General features: G+C 71.5%; 17 protein-coding genes. 2 read left to right on the plus strand and 15 right to left on the minus strand.

From position 1 onward, the window contains the following. Window positions 1–28 precede the first annotated feature (28 nt). Genes AC1DYN_RS00365 through AC1DYN_RS00390 form a run of 6 tightly spaced genes read right to left on the minus strand, consistent with a single transcriptional unit; the run spans window position 29 to window position 7,425 of the window. The gene (locus AC1DYN_RS00365) at window positions 29–2,023 is read right to left on the minus strand and encodes an acetyl/propionyl/methylcrotonyl-CoA carboxylase subunit alpha (RefSeq protein ID WP_477957097.1); all 1,995 of its coding nucleotides are present in this window, start codon (window positions 2,021–2,023) and stop codon (window positions 29–31) included. A gap of 14 nt (window positions 2,024–2,037) precedes the next feature. Further along, on the minus strand, window positions 2,038–3,216 hold the full coding sequence (locus AC1DYN_RS00370) for a dienelactone hydrolase family protein (protein ID WP_477957098.1): 1,179 nt from the start codon (window positions 3,214–3,216) through the stop codon (window positions 2,038–2,040). After that, window positions 3,213–3,839: a DUF4126 domain-containing protein gene (locus AC1DYN_RS00375; protein WP_477957099.1), complete on the minus strand. Its 627-nt coding sequence runs from the start codon at window positions 3,837–3,839 to the stop codon at window positions 3,213–3,215. The genes AC1DYN_RS00370 and AC1DYN_RS00375 overlap by 4 nt, the downstream gene beginning before the upstream one ends. A 7-nt stretch (window positions 3,840–3,846) precedes the next feature. Then, entirely contained in the window at window positions 3,847–4,638 is a 792-nt protein-coding gene (locus AC1DYN_RS00380) for an enoyl-CoA hydratase/isomerase family protein (protein ID WP_477957100.1), read from the minus strand. 5 nt (window positions 4,639–4,643) lie between these two features. After that, window positions 4,644–5,795, minus strand: a complete 1,152-nt coding sequence (locus AC1DYN_RS00385; RefSeq protein ID WP_477957101.1) for a hypothetical protein — start codon at window positions 5,793–5,795, stop codon at window positions 4,644–4,646. 22 nt (window positions 5,796–5,817) lie between these two features. After that, window positions 5,818–7,425 carry a carboxyl transferase domain-containing protein gene (locus tag AC1DYN_RS00390; RefSeq protein WP_477957102.1) on the minus strand — a complete coding sequence of 536 codons (1,608 nt, stop codon included), beginning with the start codon at window positions 7,423–7,425 and terminating at the stop codon, window positions 5,818–5,820. 116 nt (window positions 7,426–7,541) lie between these two features. On the opposite strand from AC1DYN_RS00390, the gene AC1DYN_RS00395 reads away from it, so the two are divergent. Further along, the gene (locus tag AC1DYN_RS00395; RefSeq protein ID WP_477957103.1) at window positions 7,542–8,555 is read left to right on the plus strand and encodes an AraC family transcriptional regulator; all 1,014 of its coding nucleotides are present in this window, start codon (window positions 7,542–7,544) and stop codon (window positions 8,553–8,555) included. A gap of 9 nt (window positions 8,556–8,564) precedes the next feature. On the opposite strand, the gene AC1DYN_RS00400 is transcribed toward AC1DYN_RS00395, so the two are convergent. The 4 genes from AC1DYN_RS00400 to AC1DYN_RS00415 all read right to left on the minus strand — a co-directional run bounded on the left by AC1DYN_RS00400 (window position 8,565) and on the right by AC1DYN_RS00415 (window position 13,684). Continuing rightward, complete coding sequence (locus AC1DYN_RS00400) at window positions 8,565–10,640, minus strand: alpha/beta hydrolase domain-containing protein (RefSeq protein ID WP_477957169.1); 2,076 nt, start codon at window positions 10,638–10,640, stop codon at window positions 8,565–8,567. A 174-nt stretch (window positions 10,641–10,814) separates the two neighbouring features. Further along, the gene (locus tag AC1DYN_RS00405; protein WP_477957104.1) at window positions 10,815–11,807 is read right to left on the minus strand and encodes a Bug family tripartite tricarboxylate transporter substrate binding protein; all 993 of its coding nucleotides are present in this window, start codon (window positions 11,805–11,807) and stop codon (window positions 10,815–10,817) included. Window positions 11,808–11,819: 12 nt separating this feature from the next. Then, window positions 11,820–12,200 carry an AtuA-related protein gene (locus AC1DYN_RS00410; protein ID WP_477957170.1) on the minus strand — a complete coding sequence of 127 codons (381 nt, stop codon included), beginning with the start codon at window positions 12,198–12,200 and terminating at the stop codon, window positions 11,820–11,822. A 116-nt stretch (window positions 12,201–12,316) separates the two neighbouring features. Further along, window positions 12,317–13,684 (minus strand): acyclic terpene utilization AtuA family protein, encoded by a 1,368-nt coding sequence (locus AC1DYN_RS00415; protein WP_477957105.1) that lies wholly within the window; start codon window positions 13,682–13,684, stop codon window positions 12,317–12,319. A gap of 69 nt (window positions 13,685–13,753) precedes the next feature. Between AC1DYN_RS00415 and AC1DYN_RS00420 the strand changes: the two genes are divergently transcribed. Further along, window positions 13,754–14,680, plus strand: coding sequence for a LysR family transcriptional regulator (locus AC1DYN_RS00420; RefSeq protein WP_477957171.1), 927 nt, complete (start codon window positions 13,754–13,756; stop codon window positions 14,678–14,680). On the opposite strand, the gene AC1DYN_RS00425 is transcribed toward AC1DYN_RS00420, so the two are convergent. From AC1DYN_RS00425 to AC1DYN_RS00445, 5 genes are all read right to left on the minus strand, one after another. Next, window positions 14,677–15,081, minus strand: a complete 405-nt coding sequence (locus AC1DYN_RS00425; RefSeq protein ID WP_477957172.1) for a rhodanese-like domain-containing protein — start codon at window positions 15,079–15,081, stop codon at window positions 14,677–14,679. The two genes, AC1DYN_RS00420 and AC1DYN_RS00425, sit on opposite strands and share 4 nt — an antisense overlap. A gap of 65 nt (window positions 15,082–15,146) precedes the next feature. Further along, window positions 15,147–15,812, minus strand: a complete 666-nt coding sequence (locus tag AC1DYN_RS00430; RefSeq protein ID WP_477957106.1) for a DUF799 domain-containing protein — start codon at window positions 15,810–15,812, stop codon at window positions 15,147–15,149. Further along, window positions 15,809–16,210, minus strand: coding sequence for a DUF4810 domain-containing protein (locus AC1DYN_RS00435; RefSeq protein ID WP_477957107.1), 402 nt, complete (start codon window positions 16,208–16,210; stop codon window positions 15,809–15,811). Before AC1DYN_RS00435 ends, AC1DYN_RS00430 begins: the two co-directional genes overlap by 4 nt. Beyond that, window positions 16,210–16,875, minus strand: a complete 666-nt coding sequence (locus AC1DYN_RS00440) for a CsgG/HfaB family protein (protein WP_477957108.1) — start codon at window positions 16,873–16,875, stop codon at window positions 16,210–16,212. The genes AC1DYN_RS00435 and AC1DYN_RS00440 overlap by 1 nt, the downstream gene beginning before the upstream one ends. Window positions 16,876–16,998: 123 nt before the next feature. Further along, window positions 16,999–18,126, minus strand: a complete 1,128-nt coding sequence (locus AC1DYN_RS00445; protein ID WP_477957109.1) for an acyl-CoA dehydrogenase family protein — start codon at window positions 18,124–18,126, stop codon at window positions 16,999–17,001. Between the last annotated feature and the right edge of the window lie 10 nt (window positions 18,127–18,136).

Raw genomic sequence — 18,136 nt, forward strand, 5'->3', positions numbered from 1 at the left:
TGGCCGAGAACCCGGATTGGCATCCGGGCTACGAAAGCTTGAGAAGCTCGCCGCCTTCGCCGACCTGATCGCCTGCGGCATACAGCAACTCCTGCACCGTGCCGTCGCGCGGCGCGGTGATGGTGTGCTCCATCTTCATCGCCTCCAGCACCGCCAGCGGCTGGCCTTGCTTGACCACGTCGCCCGCCTTCGCCAGGAAGGCCACCACCTTGCCCGGCATCGGCGCGGTCAGGCGCCCGCCTTCGGCCGCCCCGTCGCCGGCATGCGCCAGCAGGTCGACCTCGCTCGCCGTGGCCGACCCATCCGGCGCGAACACCGCGAAGCGCTCGCCGTGCGCATACACCGACAGCACCCAGCGCCGCTCGCCGACCACGACGGCGTGGCGGTCCGGCGCCAGCGCCTGCGCCGAGAACGCGAAGCGCCGATCCCCGATCGCCAGCGCCATCGCGCCGCGGTGGCTGCGCTCCAGCGTCACGATGTGGTGCGTGCCCTGCAGCTCGATGTCGAAGCGCCGCTGCGCGCTGCCGTGCAGCCGCCAGCCGTCGCGCCGTGACCACGGGTCGCCGGTCTGCAAGGCCTGCTCCGCCGCCAGCGCGTGCGCGACGATGCCGGCGGCCACGCATTCCACCGGCAGCGGCGGCGCGTTGAACAGCACCGCCCGCTCGCGCTCGATCAGCGCGGTGTCGAGGTCGGCCGTCGCGAACGAGCGGCTCGCGACCACGCGGCGCAGGAAGGCGACATTGGTGTGCAGCCCGACGATGTGCGTCTGCGCCAGCGCCGCGTCCAGCCGCGCCAGCGCCTGCGCACGGTCGGCGCCCCAGACGATCAGCTTGGCGATCATCGAGTCGTAGTAGGGCGCGATCGCGTCGCCCTCGCGCACGCCGGCATCCAGCCGCACGTCGGCGCGCTCGAAGCTCGCCGCCGCGGCCGGCGTGCGGTAGACCTGCAGCGTGCCGGTGGCCGGCAGGAACTGCGCATCGGGGTTCTCGGCGCAGATGCGCGCCTCGATCGCATGGCCGCGCATGCGCAGTTCGTCCTGCGCCAGCGGCAGCGGCTGGCCGGCCGCCACGCGCAGCTGCCACTCCACCAGGTCGAGCCCGGTGATGGCCTCGGTCACCGGGTGCTCCACCTGCAGCCGCGTGTTCATCTCCATGAAGTAGAAGCGCAGGTTGCCCTCGGCCGTCGGCTCGGCGATGAACTCCACCGTGCCGGCGCCGACGTAGCCCACCGCCTGCGCCGCGGCCACCGCCGCGCGGCCCATCTCACGCCGGCGCACCTCGCTGATGCCGGGCGCCGGGGCCTCCTCGAGCACCTTCTGGTGACGCCGCTGCACCGAGCAGTCGCGCTCGAACAGGTAGACGCACTGCCCGTGCGCGTCGGCGAACACCTGGATCTCGATGTGGCGCGGCCGCGTCACGTAGCGCTCGACCAGCACCGCATCGTCGCCGAAGCTGTTGATCGCCTCGCGCTTGCACGAAGCCAGCGCGTCCTGGAATTCGGCCGACGACGCGACAGCGCGCATGCCCTTGCCGCCGCCGCCGGCGCTGGCCTTGATCAGCACCGGGTAGCCGATGCGGTCGGCCTCGCGCTGCAGCAGCGCCGGGTCCTGGTCGGCGCCGTGGTAGCCGGGCACCAGCGGCACGCCGGCCTCGGCCATCAGCCGCTTCGATTCGGCCTTCAGCCCCATCGCCTGGATGGCCGACGGCGGCGGGCCGATGAAGACCAGGCCGGCATCGGCGCAGGCCTGCGCGAAGTCCTCGTTCTCGCTCAGGAACCCATAGCCGGGGTGGACCGCCTGCGCGCCGGTGGCACGCGCCGCCTCGATGATGCGTTCGCCGCGCAGGTAGCTGTCTTTCGGCGCGGCGCCGCCGATGTGCACCGCCTCGTCGCAGGCCTGCACGTGCTTGGCATCGGCGTCGGCGTCGGAGTACACGGCGACCGTGCGGATGCCGAGCTTGCGCGCGGTGGCGGCAACGCGGCAGGCGATTTCGCCGCGGTTGGCGATCAGGATCTTGGTGAACATGCTTGTCTCCGGATTCAGGGCGTCCACACCACGTCGTTGTCGACGGCGTACAGCTTGCACGGCTCGCCCTTGCGCTGGCAGAAGCCGAGCGCCCGGCCGATCGCCCAGTCGCCGCTGGCGGTGCCCGCCGCGCCCCTGGGCCCGACCGCGTAGGCGCGCGGCAGCTTCGACGCGAGGAACTTGCGGTAGTGGTTCTCGCGCGTGGCGGCGCTGACCGGCACCTTGTCGACGTCGTCGATGGCGGCGAACGACGAGGCCGGCGGGCGCGCGATCACGCCCGGCTTGTCGAAACCCAGCTTCGCGAGAAAGGCCTCGGCATACGGCACCCAGTGGTCCAGGTCGAAGTTCACCGCGCCGTGACCGTTCTGTCCGGCCGCGGCCAACTGGTGGAACTCGGCCTGGCCGCCGCCGGCGACAAAGGCCTCGTGCCAGCGGCGCGGCACGTCCGGGCCCCAATAGAGGTCGTTCTCCCAGTACAGCCACAGCATCGGCGCCTTGGCGCCGCGGGCCTGCTCCTTCCACAGCGCCTCGATCTGCTGCGGGCTGCAGGGGTTGCGCGGACGGTTGTCCGGATCGCCGCCGCTGCCGCCCGAGAAGTTGATCGCGCCCACCAGGCCGGGCGGATGGCGCGACACGGTGGACACCGCCGTCAGGCCGCCCGCCGACTGGCCCATCACCAGCCAGCGCGAGGTGTCGATGTAGGGCAGCGTCTTCGCGAACGCCAGCGTCGCGACCACCTGGTCGGCCACCGCGGCGGACATCGGTCCGGGACGCCGGGATTGGCAATTGCCGGTGTCCTCCGGGTCGAAGTCGCCGTAGGTGTCGGCATAGCCCACGCGGGTGGGCAACAGCACCGCGAAGCCCTTGCCGACGAGGTAGCGCGACAGCCATTCGTAGCGCTGGCGGCCCTGCGCCGACCGCTTCTCGGCCGTTGCGCGGCCGTGGTTCATGATGACCAGCGGAAACGGCCCGTCGCCCGGCGGGCGGAAGATCATCACCGGGATCTGCCGCGTCTGCTGCTTGCCGTACAGGTCGCTCACGGTGACGCCGATGAACTGCGTCTCTTCGCGCAGGTCCTTCAGCACGGCCGCCTCGTCCGGGGCCTGTGCGCCGGCCCGGCCGGCCGACAGCGCCAGGCACAGCGCGGCGGCGAAACCTGCGACGGCCGAGGCCGATGTCCAGCGTGCTTTCAAGATCTCTCCCTGGCAGCGCCGGGTGCGCCGTGCGACGTTGAAGAAAAGCGGCGCACCAGCTGCCGCAGGAACTTCGCCAGCACCCACACCAGCGTCGCCGACACCATGAGCGCCAGCACCAGGAACCCGGCCAGCACCAGCGGATGCGTCCACGACAGCCACAGCACCGCCGGCACCAGCCCGTCGCCCAGCAGCGACAGCCCGATGTTGGAGAACGGCTCGGGCGAGGTGTTGACCGCCGCCCGCGTGGTGGCCTTCGCGACGTGGCTGGTGGCGGCGAGGCCGCCGCCCAGGACCGCCGCGATGGTCGCCCAGGTGGCCTGGTCGGCACCGAACACCGCGGCCGCCAGCGCCGCGCCGGCCGGGATGCGCAGCACGGTGTGCAGCACGTCCCACAGGCTGTCGACGCCGGGGATCTTGTCGGCGAAGAACTCGACGCACAGCATCAGCCCGCTCGCGCCCAGCATCAGCGGGTGCTGCAGCAGGTGCAGCCCGTGCGGCAGCTCGACCCAGCCGAGCGCGCCGGCGGCGCCGGTCAGGAACAGCACCGCGTACAGGCGCAGCCCGCTGGCCCAGCCGAGCGCGGCCGCGATCGCGAGCAGTTGCGGCGTGTCGAGGTTCATCGCGGCGTCAACCCGGTTCCAGCCACGACGGCTTGCGCTTGCCCAGGAAGGCCTGCACGCCCTCGCGGCCTTCGTCGCTGGCGCGGATGTCGGCGATGCGGCGTGCGGTGTCCTCGCGCAGCGCCGCGCTGATCGGCTGGCCGGCGATGTCCTGCACCAGCCGCTTGCAGGCGCGCGCCGCCATCGGCCCGTTCGCCACCAGCGCGGCGACGATCTCGTCGACCTTGGCGTCCAGCGCGCCGGCCGCGCACACCTCGTGCACGAAGCCGAGCGCCTGCGCCTGCGTGGCCGTGAAGCGCTCGGCCGTCACCATGTAACGCCGCGAGGCCTGCTCGCCCAGCGCGCGGATCACGTAGGGGCTGATGGTGCCGGGCAGCAGGCCGAGCTTCGCCTCGCTGAGGCAGAAGCCGGCCGCGTCGGCCGCGACCAGCACGTCGCACACGGCGGCCAGGCCGACGCCACCGGCATAGCAGTCGCCGTGGATGCGGCCGACCACCGGCACCGGGCAGCTGTAGACCGTCCACAGCATGTCGGCCAGCGCCTGCGCATCGGCGCGGTTCTGCTCCCAGCTGTAGTCGGCCATCGCGCGCATCCACGCCAGGTCGGCACCGGCGCAGAAGGCCTTGCCGTGGCCGCCGAGCACGATCGCGCGCAGGCCGGTGTCGGCGCCGAGCACGGCGAAGGTGTCGCGCAACTCGGCGATCACCCCGTCGTTGAAGGCGTTGCGCACGTCGGGGCGGTTCAGCCACACGGTGGCCACGTGGGCCGAAGGACGCCCGATGTCGAGTGTGGCAGCCATGGCAGTCACTCGGTCTCCGGCACGGCCCGCGGCACCGCCGCGACCGGCGCGGCGGCCGCGAGCTGGCCGGCGCGGCTCACGCGCAGCGCCGGCTCGGTGCGCCAGACCACGCGGTCGTCGGCCGCATAGAGCCAGCAGGTCGTGCCTTCGCGTTCGCAGGCGCTCAGCACGTCGGCCATCGCTGAAGCGCTGTCGGACGCCATGCGCGCGCTGCCGTCGGCCGCGATGGCAAACGCGCGCGGCATCGGCAAGGTGAGGAACTGCAGGTACTTGCCGCGCGCGTCGTCGCGCACCGGCACCGAGGCCGCGTCGTTCAGGTTGGCGAAGCGGCTGTCGGCCGGCACGGCGAAGCGGTTGGGCTTCGGCACGGCCGCCAGCGCCGTCGCCGGGGCCTTCTCGGCCTCGGCCGGCGCGACCCACACCACCGTCTTGTCGACGGCATACAGGCGGCACGGCACGCCCTTCGAGGCGCGGCGGCAGAAGTCCATCGCCCGCAGGTTCGGATCGGCCGGTGCGCCGGGCTCCCGGCCTTGCCACGTATAGGACAGGCCGACGTGCTGGCCGTCGTTGCTGACCGCAAAGGCACGCGGCATCGGCCGGGTCAGGAAGTCGCGGTAGAAGGCGCGCGAACGCGGCCCGACCGGCACCTTGTCGACGTCGTCCAGCGGCGCGAACGCCGTCGAGGCCGGCATGGTGCGCGGGTTCAACGTGCTGGCGTTGCCGCTGCCCTTCACCGCGATGATGTCGAGGCTGGCCGTGCGGCCCATCGTGACGACCGCGACGCCCGGGTATTCGAAGGCGGCGCCGTTGGCGTAGTCGACGCCGGCACCGATCACGCCGCCGAGGAGGATGTTGCCGAACATCGCCGCGCGCGTGCTCGATTCGACGCTCAGCTGGCCCGGCACCTGGCCGGCCTGCCGGCACTCGATCTTCATCGGCCGGTTCGAGCGGGCGACCTGCAGGTCGCCGGGCGCACGCAGCTGCCAGCTGCCCTTGTCGTTGCTCAGCACGCAGTCGGCGGCCGGCACCGCGATGGCGTCCAGCGTCTCCACCTTCACGAACAGCGGCTGCGACGAGCCCCCGGTCACGGAAGCGCATCCGGCCAGGGCCATGGCGGCCAGCGCACCGGCCAGCCCTCGGATCAAACGGGATTGCACAGGTTCACCCTCCTCGATGGTTCTACATCCGGAACACGCCGAACTTCACGTCCGGGATCGGCGCGTTCAGGCTCGCGCTGATCGCCAGCGACAGCACGCGGCGCGTGTCGGCCGGGTCGATCACGCCATCGTCCCACAGGCGCGCGCTCGCGTAGTAGGGGTGCGCCTGCTGCTCGAACTGGTCGAGCACCGGCTGCTTGAAGGCCGCCTCCTCGGCGGCGCTCCAGCTGCCGCCCTTGGCCTCGATGCCGTCGCGGCGCACCGTGGCCAGCACGCTCGCGGCCTGCTCGCCGCCCATCACCGAGATGCGCGCGTTCGGCCACATCCACAGCAGCCGCGGGTTGAAGGCGCGCCCGCACATGCCGTAGTTGCCGGCGCCGAAGCTGCCGCCGATGATCACGGTGAACTTGGGCACCTGGGCGGTCGACACCGCGGTCACCATCTTGGCCCCGTGCTTGGCGATGCCTTCGGCCTCGTACTTGCGGCCGACCATGAAGCCGGTGATGTTCTGCAGGAACACCAGCGGCACCTTGCGCTGGCAGCACAGCTCGATGAAGTGCGCGCCCTTCTGCGCCGATTCGGAGAACAGCACGCCGTTGTTGGCGATGATGCCCACCGGCATGCCGTCGATGTGGGCGAAGCCGGTCACCAGCGTGGTGCCGTAGCGCGCCTTGAACTCCTCGAACTCGCTGGCGTCGACGATGCGCGCGATGATCTCGCGCACGTCGAAGGGCTTGCGGGTGTCGGTCGGGATGATGCCGTGCAGTTCGCCCGCGTCGAACAGCGGCGCGCGCGGCGCGATGCAGCGCAGCGCCGCATCCTTGCGCCAGTTCAGGTGCGAGACCGCGGTGCGCGCGATCGCCAGCGCATGCGCGTCGTTCTGCGCCAGGTGGTCGGCCACGCCCGACAGGCGGGTGTGCACGTCGCCGCCGCCCAGGTCTTCGGCGCTGACGATCTCGCCGATGGCCGCCTTCACCAGCGGCGGGCCGGCCAGGAAGATCGTGCCCTGGTTCTTCACGATGATCGACTCGTCGCTCATCGCCGGCACGTAGGCGCCGCCGGCGGTGCACGAACCCATCACGACGGCGATCTGCGGGATGCCCAGGGCGCTCATCTGCGCCTGGTTGAAGAAGATGCGTCCGAAGTGGTCGCGGTCGGGGAACACCTCGTCCTGGTTCGGCAGGTTGGCGCCGCCGGAGTCGACCAGGTAGATGCACGGCAGCCGGTTGGCCTGCGCGATCTCCTGCGCGCGCAGGTGCTTCTTGACCGTCATCGGGTAGTAGGTGCCGCCCTTCACCGTCGCGTCGTTGCACACGACCATGCAGTCGACGCCCGAGACGCGGCCGATGCCGGCGATCAGTCCCGCGCCCGGCGCGTCGTCGTTGTACATCCCCAGCGCGGCGAGCGGCGCCACTTCGAGGAAGGGCGTGTCCGGGTCGAGCAGCATCTCGACGCGGTCGCGCGGCAGCAGCTTGCCGCGTGCCACGTGCTTGGCGCGCGGGCCGTCGCCGCCGCCCTGCGCGATGCGCGCCAGCTTCGCGTTCAGGTCGTCGACCAACGCACGCATCGCCGCGGCATTGGCCTTGAAGTCTTCCGAGCGGGGGCTGAGCTTGGACGCGAGGGCGGGCATGGAGTCTCCTGGTGCGCGGTCTTTGCCGCGCCGGCACAAGTCTAGGCTCGACAGCATACGCAGCCGCGGGCCCCATCGGCAGCCACCGAGGTTGCAAATCGTGCCAGACTCGCGGCATGTCCCGGACCGCCGCCACGCCGATGGCCTTCGCCCGCTGCGTCGTGCTCGCTTACGAGCGCTACGGCGCCGACCCGCGCGCGGCGCTGCATCAGGCACAAATCACGCCAGCCGATCTGCGCCGGCCCGACGGGCGCATCACCGCGGCGCAGATGGAGGCGCTGTGCGGTTTCGCGATGCAGGAGCTGGACGACGAGGCGCTCGGCTGGTTCTCGCGGCGGCTGCCGTGGGGCAGCTACGGCATGCTGTGCCGCGCGTCGATCACCGCGCCGACGCTGGGGGTGGCGATGAAGCGCTGGTGCCGCCACCACCGCCTGCTGACCGACGACCTGTTGCTGCACCTCGACACCGGCGGGCCGGTCGCGCAGCTGACCCTCACCGAGAACCGGCGCTTCGGCGCGCTGCGCGAGTTCTGCCTCGTCACCAGCCTGCGCTACCTGCACGGCTTCGCCTGCTGGGCGATCGATTCGCGCATCGCGCTGCGCGACGCGAGCTTTCCGTTCGCGGCGCCGCCGCACCGCGAGGTCTACCCGGTGCTGTTCCCGGGCACCGTGCGCTTCGACGCGGCGCAGGCCGGGTTCAGCTTCGATGCGCAGGACCTGGCGATGCCCTTGCGGCGGGACGAGCGCGCGCTGCAGGCGATGCTGCAGCGCGCGCTGCCGCTGACGGTGCTGCCCTACCGGCGCGACCGGCTGTTGGCGCGGCGCGTGCGCGAGCTGCTGCGCCAGGACGCGGCGCGGCATGGCACGGCCGATGCGCTGGCGCAGGCGTTGAACCTGTCGGTGCGCAGCCTGCACCGGCAGCTGAAGGACGAGGGGGTGTCGCTGCAGGCGCTGAAGGACGAGGTGCGGCGCGACCAGGCGAGCGAGCTGCTGTTGCGCACCGACCGCCCGGTCAAGCAGGTGGCGCAGGCGGTCGGGTTCGGCAACGAGAAGAGTTTTGCCAGGGCGTTCAAGCAGTGGACCGGCAGGTCCCCCCGCGAATTCCGTAGCCCGGATGCCAATCCGGGATGACCCGTCCCATCAGGGGAGCACCGGCGTCGCCACGGCCTGCTGGATCCGCAAGTCCGCATCCCGCTGCAACAGGAAGCGCTGCGCCACCAGCGCATTCGCCGCCGCCGTCACCGCGCCCACATACCCCGCCTGGTTGCCATACAGCGACTCCAGCGACGGCCGCGCATCGCCCGCCGCCAGCCGCGCCGCCTCGGTCTTGTGGAACGGCAGGTAGCTCCCCGTCAGGCTCGTCAGGTCGACCATGCCCGGCGTCGCGACGTAGTTGAACTCGACGCTGGTGCCCAGCGGCGCCTGCACCTCGATGCCGCGGATGCCGGCGCTCGGCATGCCGGTGGCCGCATCCACCTGCGGCACCAGGATCGCGTAGTCGGTGCCGGCCAGCGGCGGCAGCTGGGTCGCGATGCCGCTCTCGTCCTGCGGCACGTACTGCGGGCCGAAGTCCAGCACGCGGTAGCCGTTGAACCAGCCGCGGTAGCTGAAATCGGGCACCGCGCTCGCGACGCCGGCCACCGGCCAGGCGACCCCCTTGATGGCCGGGAACGCCACCCGCTCCGGCCGCACCAGCGTGCCGGCCGCGATGGACGGCACCTGGCTCGGCGGCGGCGCGGTGTCGTGCACCACCCAGTCTTCCAGCGCGATGAACAGCGCGCGGAAGGTGTCGGTGTGGTGCGCCACCGTGCCGCGCGGATAGACGCTGTTCGTCGGCGCATACAGGATGCTCGCGGTACCGCCCGGCCCGCCATGCTGCGTGGCCGCGTAGTAGTAGATGCGCGCGTTGCCCGGCTGCACCAGGTCGGCAAAGCCCCAGGCGTCGGTCAGCACCGGCGAGCCCTGCAGCTGCCAGAACTCGGTGCCCGACAGGCCGAGGAAGAACTTCGGGCAGGTGTTGCTCGCGGCGCAGCGCGTCATCACGCCGCCCTTGCGGCCGGTGATCGGGTCGACGTAATCCTTGTCGAGCGCGCGCGGCGCGGTCTGGCCGAACGCGGTGTGGTCGGTGCGGATCGCACCACCGCCGCCCGGCACCGCGAAGCGCGTGTTGACGTTGGTCTGGCGCGCCGCCACGTGGGCGTACAGGCCGTCGAACACCTTGCTGCCGTCCAGCGCCTGGTTGAAGCCCAGGTGCAGGAAGGTCTTCATCGCATTGCCCGACTGCGAGGTGCCCTGCCCGATCGCATGCGTGATGCGCCCGGCCAGCGGGTTGGCCACGCCGTCGGCATCGGTGGCTTGCCGGCGGAAGAAGCTCACCGTGTCGCGCAGCGCGGCCAGGCCCAGGCCCATCACCTTCGGGTCCTTCGCGACGTAGACCAGCTCGTACAGGTAGGCCGGGTCGAAGCCGCCCTTCAGGCAGACCTTGCTGCCGTCGGGGGTGCCGGGGAAAGGCTTGGCCGAGGTGTCGCAATCAGCGAACTTCCAGTCCGACGGCGGGATCGCGACCCGCGCATCGGTGTCGTTCAGGCGCCGCGTCAGCGAGTAGCCGGGCAGCGTGTTGTCGAGGCTGGTCGGCGCATACGGGATCATCGTGCCGTTGAAGACGCCGCCGGGCAGCGTCATCACCGGCGTCGCGGCGGCGGGGACCAGCTCGCTGCGGTAGGTGCCGGTGATGGACGTGCCGTCCTTGTTGAGCGCCACCGGCACGCTCAGCGTCAGCCGCGCCGGGCTGCTCTTGGGCACGTCGCCCTGCCAGGCCGAGTACAGCAGCACGTAGCCGCGCTCCAGGAACACCGCATCGCTCGGCGTCGTCGCCGGCGCGGGCAGGGTCAGGATGTTGCCGCGGTTCGGCGCGTCGTAGCGCAGCACGCCGCTCGCCTTCGTCATGTCCTTGGGCTTGAGCAGCACGAACTCGGCGCTGTACTCGACCATGCCGCGCGCATTCACCGGCGCGAGGGCCAGGTCCTGGATGATGGCGTTGTGCGCGTCCTTCGGGTCGACCTCGCCGCGCAGCGTGCCGCTGACTTTCTCGTACGCGCCGACGCTGCCGTAGCTGCCGGCGAAGTCTTCGGTGGCGGTGATGCTCAGGTGCATCTGCGGCGTGGCGGCCACGGGTGGCGGTGCGCTGCCGCCGGAATCGCCGCCGCAGGCGGCCATGAACGTGGCAAGGCATGCCGCACTGAAGCGGCCATGGAAGGCATGTCTCATGTCTGTCTCCTGATTGATCCAGAGAAGCAAACTGCCCACCCGGCAACGACCCGGGATCCGGCTTTGCCGGGCCCAGGGTTGGCGCCCCTTGGGGGCAGGAGCGAAGCGACTGGGGGGCCCGATCTACTCGGGTTCGATGCCGGCGGACTTGATCACGCGGCCCCACTTCTGCGTCTCGCCGGCCTGGAAGCTGGCAAGGCCCTCCGGGGTGGTCGTGAAGGCAACCGACCCGCTGGCGTCGAAGAACGACTTCGCCGCGGCACTGGCCGTGCCGTTGATGAGCAGCTCGCGCAAGCGCGTCACCACCGCCGGCGGCGTCCCGGCCGGCACATAGGCCGCGAACCAGTACCCCATGTCGTAGCCCTTCACGCCGGCTTCGTCGATGGTCGGCAGCTCGGGCAGCAGCGGCGAGCGCTGCGCGGTCGACACGCCCAGCGCGCGCAGCTTGCCGGCTTTGACCTGCGGCACGCCGGTGGAGGTGTCGGTGATCATCAGGTCGATCTGGCCGCCCAGCAGGTCGGTGATCGCCAGCGGGTTGCTCTTGTACGGCACGTGCAGCAGGTCGACGTGCGCCATCTGCTTGAACAGCTCGCCGGCCACGCGGCTGGACGAGCTGCCGCTGCCGAAGCTCAGCTTGCCCGGCTGCTGCTTCGCGGCGGCCAACACGTCGGCCACCGTCTTGTACGGCGACGCCGCATTGACCACCATGATCTGCCCGCCCTTGCCGAGCGCGGTGACGGGCGCGAAATCCTTCACCGGGTCGTAGGGCAGCTTCTTGTACAGGTGCTCGTTGGCGGCATGCGTGGTGTTGGTGGTGATCAGCACGGTGTAGCCGTCGGGCGCCGCGCGCGCGACGTTCTGCGCGGCCAGCATGCCGCTCGCGCCGGCCTTGTTGTCGACCACCACCGCCTGCTTCGTGTCGACGCTGACCGACTGGCCGAGCGCGCGCGCCAGCTGGTCGGTCGCGCTGCCGGCCGCGAAGGGCACGACGAAGGTGATGGGCTTGGCCGGCCACGCCTGGGCATGCGCCGCACCGATCGCCACGACGAACGACGCAACACCGAGGCCGGCGGCCAGCAGCCGTCGTCGCAGCAGGGAAGAACAGGAAATCGTCATCGCTTGTCTCCGTCAGTTGTTCGAATCGAAAGGCGGGCCGGCCAGGCAAGCGGCCAACCTGGCCGGCACCTGCAGCGGCAGCTCCAGCAGCAGGAAGGACAAGGCTTTGCCATGCCCGTCCAGGTTCAGTGCCTCGTTGACGCCGCCGTCCAGCACGTCGTCGAGCATGAAGTTCATCGCATGCAGCCGCGGCAGCAGGTGGCGCACGATGGCGCCCGGCCGGCGGTGCGCGAACTGGCGGCGCACGGCCGCCTCGTCCACCTGCGCGACCAGCAGCGGCCACAGCTCGGGGTGCCAGGCGATCAGGCTGATGTTGGCGCGGTTGCCCTTGTCGCCGGTGCGCGCATGGGCGGCGCGGTACAGCGGCACGGTGAGGAGGGTGTCCGTGCTCACTGGAGTACCTTCGTGCTGCGCACTGCGGTATTCGCCCTTGGGGCGGCCCGGCGGGCTCACTGGAGTACCTTCGTGCTGCGCACTGCGGTATTCGCCCTTGGGGCGGCCCGGCGGGCTCATGCGCCGTCTCCCGCTTCCGCGAGAAAGCCGAAGCGCCCCGGCACGCGCTCGCGCGGCACGCTGCAGCTGGCGATGCCCAGGCGCCGGCGCAAGGCGGTGCGCACGCCACCGCCGCCCGCCGGGCCGCAGGTGTACAGCGCGGTCACCTCGCGCGCCAGCCGCTCGGCCTGGCCACGCTCGGCGTGCTGCAGCGCGACGCGCAGCCGCACGTCGCGTGCATCGCGGTCGGCCATGCCGCTGGCCCAGGTCCCGCCGTCGTCACCGAACACGCTGCCGACGCCGATCAGGTCGGCACGCAGCGGGCCCAGGCCCTGCAGGCGCTCGCGCAGGATGCCGGCCGCGAGCCGCGCCCGCGCCTCGGCGCGCGGCCCGGCGTACGAGATCTCGCCTTCGGCCAGCCAGCCGGTCTCGTGGCAGACGTTCACCTTCAGCTGCGCCGGCCGCGCATGGCCGCGCACGCCGCCCAGCCGCACCCGGTCGGGCGCGAGCTGCCGCACCCAGGCCTCGGAGATGTCGGCCACCACGTCCGGCGTCAGGTAGGCGGCCGGGTCGTGCACCTCGTAGAGCAGTTGCTCCTTCACGGTGTGCTCGTCGATGCGGCCGCCGCTGCCGGCCGGCTTGGTGATCACGCAATCGCCGTCGGCATCGATCTCGGCGATCGGGTAGCCCAGCTGCGCCAGGCCCGGAACGTCCTTGTAGCCGGGGTCGGCGTAGTAGCCGCCGCAGACCTGCGCGCCGCATTCCAGCAGGTGGCCGGCCATGGTGGCGCGTGCAAGGCGGTCCCAGTCGTCGCGCGCCCAGCCGAAATGCGCCAGCGCCGGGCCCACCGTCAGCGACGGATCGGCGACGCGCCCGGCGACGACGATCTCGGCCCCGGCCGACAGCGCATCGGCGATCGCCTCGGCGCCGAGGTAGGCGTTGGCCGACACGACGCGCAGCGCGGCGCCGTCGCGGCCCAGCGCCTCGAGCAGCAGCCCGCGGTGCGTGTCGCCGGCCAGGTCGTCGCCGGCCACCACCGCGATGCGCGGCGTGCGCAGACCGAGCTCGCGCGCCAGCGCGGCGATGCGGCGTGCGGCGCCCGGCGGGTTGGCCGCGCCGAAGTTGCTGACGATGCGCACGCCGGCCGCGAGGCAACGCGCCAGCACCGGCCGCAGCAGCTCGTCGAGCAGCGGTTCGTAGCCGCCATCCGGGTCGTCGCAGCGCGCCAGCTGGGCCAGCGCCAGCGTGCGCTCGGCCAGCGTCTCGAAGATCAGCACGGCCGGGCCGCCGGCGGCAATCAGCGCGTCGACCACCGGGCCGGCCGCGTCGGTGCGGTCGCCCGAGAAGCCGGCGGCGCAGCCGATGCGCAAGGTGTCGTGTTGCATGCGGCCATCGTAGGCAGCGCCGATTAATATGGGAAATCGCAAATTCGGATGAGTTGATCCGTCATGCAAATGAATGTCTCGACGCGCGAGCTGCGCGCCTTCGTGCTGCTGGCCGAGCAGCGCAACTTCTCGCGCGCGGCGGCGCTGTCGCACCTGTCGCAGCCGGCGTTCAGCGCGCTGATCCGCCGGCTGGAGGAGACACTCGGGCTGCGCCTGTTCGACCGCAGCACGCGCTCGGTCGAGCTGACGGCCGAGGGGCGCGAGTTCGAGCTGTCGGCGCGCCGCGTGCTCGACGAGTTCGACGCCGCGCTGTCCGGCGTGCGCGACCAGGCCGCGCGGCGCCGCGGCCGGGTCTCGATCGCGCTGCTGCCGTCATTGGCGGCCGGCTGGCTGCCGCGGGTGCTGGCCGGCTTCCGCGCCGCCTACCCGGGCATCGAGCTGCAGGTGGCCGACGTGCTGTCGGAGCCCTGCATCGAGCTGGTGCGCAGCGGGCATGCGGACTTCGCGCTGGCCGCGACGCGCGCCGAGACGCCCGAGCTGCGCGCCGAGGCCTTCTGCAGCGACGACTTCCACCTGGTCTGCCCGTCGCGGCACCCGCTGGCGCGGCTCGCCGACGTGCGGCCGAAGGACGTCGCTGCGTGGCCGTTCATCCACCTGTCGCGCACGTCCAGCGTGCGCCAGTACCTGGACGCGGCGACGCACCCGCAGGCGATGAACGCGGTGCTCGAGGTGGACCAGCTGGCCACCGTGATGGGCATGGTGCGCGCCGGGCTGGGGGTCAGCATCGTGCCGTGGCTGACGCTGTTCCACTTCAAGGCGCCGGGGGTGGTGACGCGCGCGCTGCCCTGGCCGGGGTTGACGCGCCAGCTGTACCTGGTGCGGCGGCGCGACCGCGGACTGTCGGTGGCCGCGCAGGGCTTGTACGAATGGGTGATGGCGCGTCCGCCGGAGGGCACGCAGCCGGGTGCGGCACGGCGGGGGCGCAAGGCGCCCTAGGTTTTTCGCCTGGGCTTGTCCTGCACCGGCCCGCCGCTCTCCTTCCACGCGCTGAAGCCGCCGTCGATGTGGGCGACGTGCCCGATGCCCATGTCCATCAACGTCTGCGTCGCGAGCGCCGAGCGCCAGCCGGCGGCGCAGAACAGCACGTACTCCTTGTCCTCGCCGAACTCGGGCTTGTGGTACGGCGATTCGGGGTCGACCCAGAACTCCAGCATGCCGCGCGGCGCATGCAGCGCCCCGGGGATCACGCCTTCGCGCTCGAGCTCGCGCACGTCGCGCACGTCGACGAACTGCACGCCGGGCTGGCCGTGCATCGCACGTGCCTGCTCGACGGTGTAGGTGGTGACGCGGGCCATGGCTTCGTCGACCAGGGCCTTCGCGGTCTTCTTGATCATGATCGGGTCTCCGCGGGGCGCCTCTTCAGCGCCTGCCGATCGTTGCCCCGGAACGGCCCGCCGTCAAGTCAGGGCGCCGCAGCCACCTGGCCGGCCTGCGGCGAGCGCGGGCCCGGCAACACGCCGTTGTAGCGCGGCGCACCCAGCGCGCGCTGGTTGGCCAGCACCGCGTAGGTCAACGCCGCATCGGTCGCGTTGTTCATCACCTGCTTCACCGCCGCCGCGATCAGCAGGCCGATCAGGCCGCCCTGTGCCTGTTGCTGCTGTTCGGCCGAACTCGCCATCGCGCTGCCCTGCCACAGCAGGTCGCCGCTGCGCAGGTCGACGATGCGGGCCTCGACGGCCACGCGCACCTCGCTGGCCAGCACGGTGTAGCTCGATCCGTAGCTCTTGACCCGCAGGTAGACAGCCGCGTCGGCCCCGAAGTACTCGCGCAGCTTGGCGTAGGGCAATTCCTGCGCGTCGTGGGCCACCGTCACGCCGTTCTGGCGGAAGGTCTCGTCCACCAGCGCGACGGGCAGCACGTAGTAGCCTGCCTCGGCCAGCGGGCGCGTGGCATGGGCCCACACGCCCGGCGTCGCCTGCACGTCGGGCGAATCGTTGATCGGCGGCAGCACCAGCATCGAAGCCGGCCTGGCGCGCTTGAACGCGGTGTAGTCGTAGGGCGGCGCCTGGGTGGCGCAACCGCCGAGCCACGCTGCCGCGAGGAGGATCAGCCAGCGGGCCTGCATCATGTCGACTTCTCCGTCTTGGTGGCCTGTCCCGCCTTGGCGGGCGCTTCGAGCCGCTTCAGCAGCCGGTCCATGTACTGGGCCGACTCCGGGAACGTGGTCTTCTCGGCCAGCCAGAGTTCGCGCGCGCGGTCGACGTTGCCGGCATCCAGCTGCAACATGCCCAGGTGGGCGCGGAAGCCGGGCGGCAGCGCGGCGCCGGTGCCGCGCGCCTTCTCGGCATGCGCCTCCATCGCGCGGATCTGCTCCTGCGGGCCGACGCCGGCGTGCAGCAGCGTGTCGTATTGCTGGCGCGGGAAGTCCTCCCACATGTAGAGCGACACCGGCTTCTGCGCGCAACCGGCGAACAGCGCGATGCCCGCGGCCGCCAGCGCGCAGCGCACCGGGGTGCGGGCGTGCATCAGGAGCCCCATTGGTTGGCGTCCTTGGCGGCGACGAGGTTGTTGACGGCTTCGCGCATGGCCAGGTCCAGCACCTTGCCGTTCAGCGTCGCGTCGTAGCCGGCGGTGCCGCCGAAGCCGAGCACCTCGCGGTTCGACAGCTCGTACTCGCCGGCGCCGCGTGCCGAGTAGACGACCTCGGAGGTGAGGATGTTGACCACGTTGAGCGTGATCTTCGCGTAGGCCACCTGCGTCTTGCCGCGGCCGAGCAGGCCGAACAGCTGGTGGTCGCCGACTTCCTTGCGGCCGAACTCGGAGATGTCGCCGGTGACGACGAACGAGGCGCCCTTCAGCGTCTGGGTCGCGCCGAGCAGCTTGGCCTCCTGGCTGGCCTCGCTGAGGTTGTCGCGGTCGAGCACCGAGAAGCGCTGCGAATCCTGCAGGTGGGCGATCAGCGTGGTCTTGGCCTGGCTGCCGAGGCGGTCGACGCCATCGGAGAACACGCCGCGCATGAAGCTGGAGCGGTTGTCGAACTTGCCGACGGACACGGGCACGCGCTTGCCCGCGAAGGGCGCGGCGGCGGACTGGACTTTCTCGACCGCGACGCTGCGCGAGCTTTCCGTGGCGCAGCCGGCGAGCGACAGCAGAGCAGCCGCCGCACACGCGGCAATGAGACCTTGGTTCATGGATCCTCCCGAAATGACAGGCCGGTTTATACCGGCTGGCAGCCCGTGTCGGATACCCCAATGAAGGGGATGTCGGCACCGAAACGACAGCGCCCGGTGGCAGACCGTGCGATCCGGCACTCTCTACGCCAGCGCCCGCCCGATCAGGATCTTCTGCACGTCGCTCGTGCCCTCGTAGATCTGGCACACCCGCACGTCGCGGTAGATGCGCTCGACCGGGAAATCGCTGACGTAGCCGTAGCCGCCGAACACCTGGATCGCCTCGCTGCACACGCGCTCGGCCATCTCGCTGGCGAACAGCTTGCCCATCGCCGCCTCCTTCAGGCACGGCAGGCCGGCGTCCTTCAGGCGCGCCGCATGGTGGATCAGCTGGCGCGCCGCCTCGATCTGCGTCGCCATCTCCGCGAGCCGGAACTGCACCGCCTGGTGCTCGAAGATCGGCTTGCCGAACGCGACGCGCTCCTTCGCGTACTGCAGCGCCGCCTCGAAGGCTGCGCGCGCCATGCCCACCGCCTGCGACGCGATGCCGATGCGCCCGCCTTCCAGGCCCGACAGCGCGATCTTCAGGCCCTGCCCCTCGTCGCCCAGCAGGTTGGCCACCGGGATGCGGCAGTCCTCGAACAGGATCTGCGCGGTGTCGCTCGCATGCTGGCCCATCTTGTCCTCGAGCCGCGCGACCCCGTAGCCGGGCGTGGTTGTCGACACGATGAAGGCGCTGATGCCCTTCTTGCCGGCCGCCTTGTCGGTGACCGCCATCACGATCGCGACGTCGCCGTGCTTGCCGCTGGTGATGAACTGCTTGACGCCATTCAGCACGTAGTGGTCGCCGTCCTTCACCGCGGTGGTCTTCAACCCGTCGGCCTGCGAGCCGACGTGCGGTTCGGTCAGGCAGAACGCGCCCAGCATCTCGCCGCGCGCCAGCGGCCTGAGCCACTGCGCCTTCTGCGCGTCGTTCGCCCACGCCATCAGGATCGAGCACACCGGGCAGTTGTTGACGCTGACGATGGTGGACGTGGCGCCGTCGCCGGCGGCGATCTCCTCGAGGATCAGCGACAGGCTCAGGTAGTCGAGGCCGGCACCGTCCCATTCGGCGGGCACCGCGACGCCGTAGCAGCCGAGCTCGGCCAGGCCGCGCAGCTCGTCCTTCGGGAAGTGGTGCTCCTTGTCCCAGCGCGCCGCCTGCGGCGCGATGCGGTCCTGCACATAGGCGCGCACGGCGTCCTGCACCGCGCGGTGGTCTTCGGTCAACATCGCTTTGTCT

It is taken from the genome of Rhizobacter sp. P2_D12 (genome assembly GCF_056404395.1).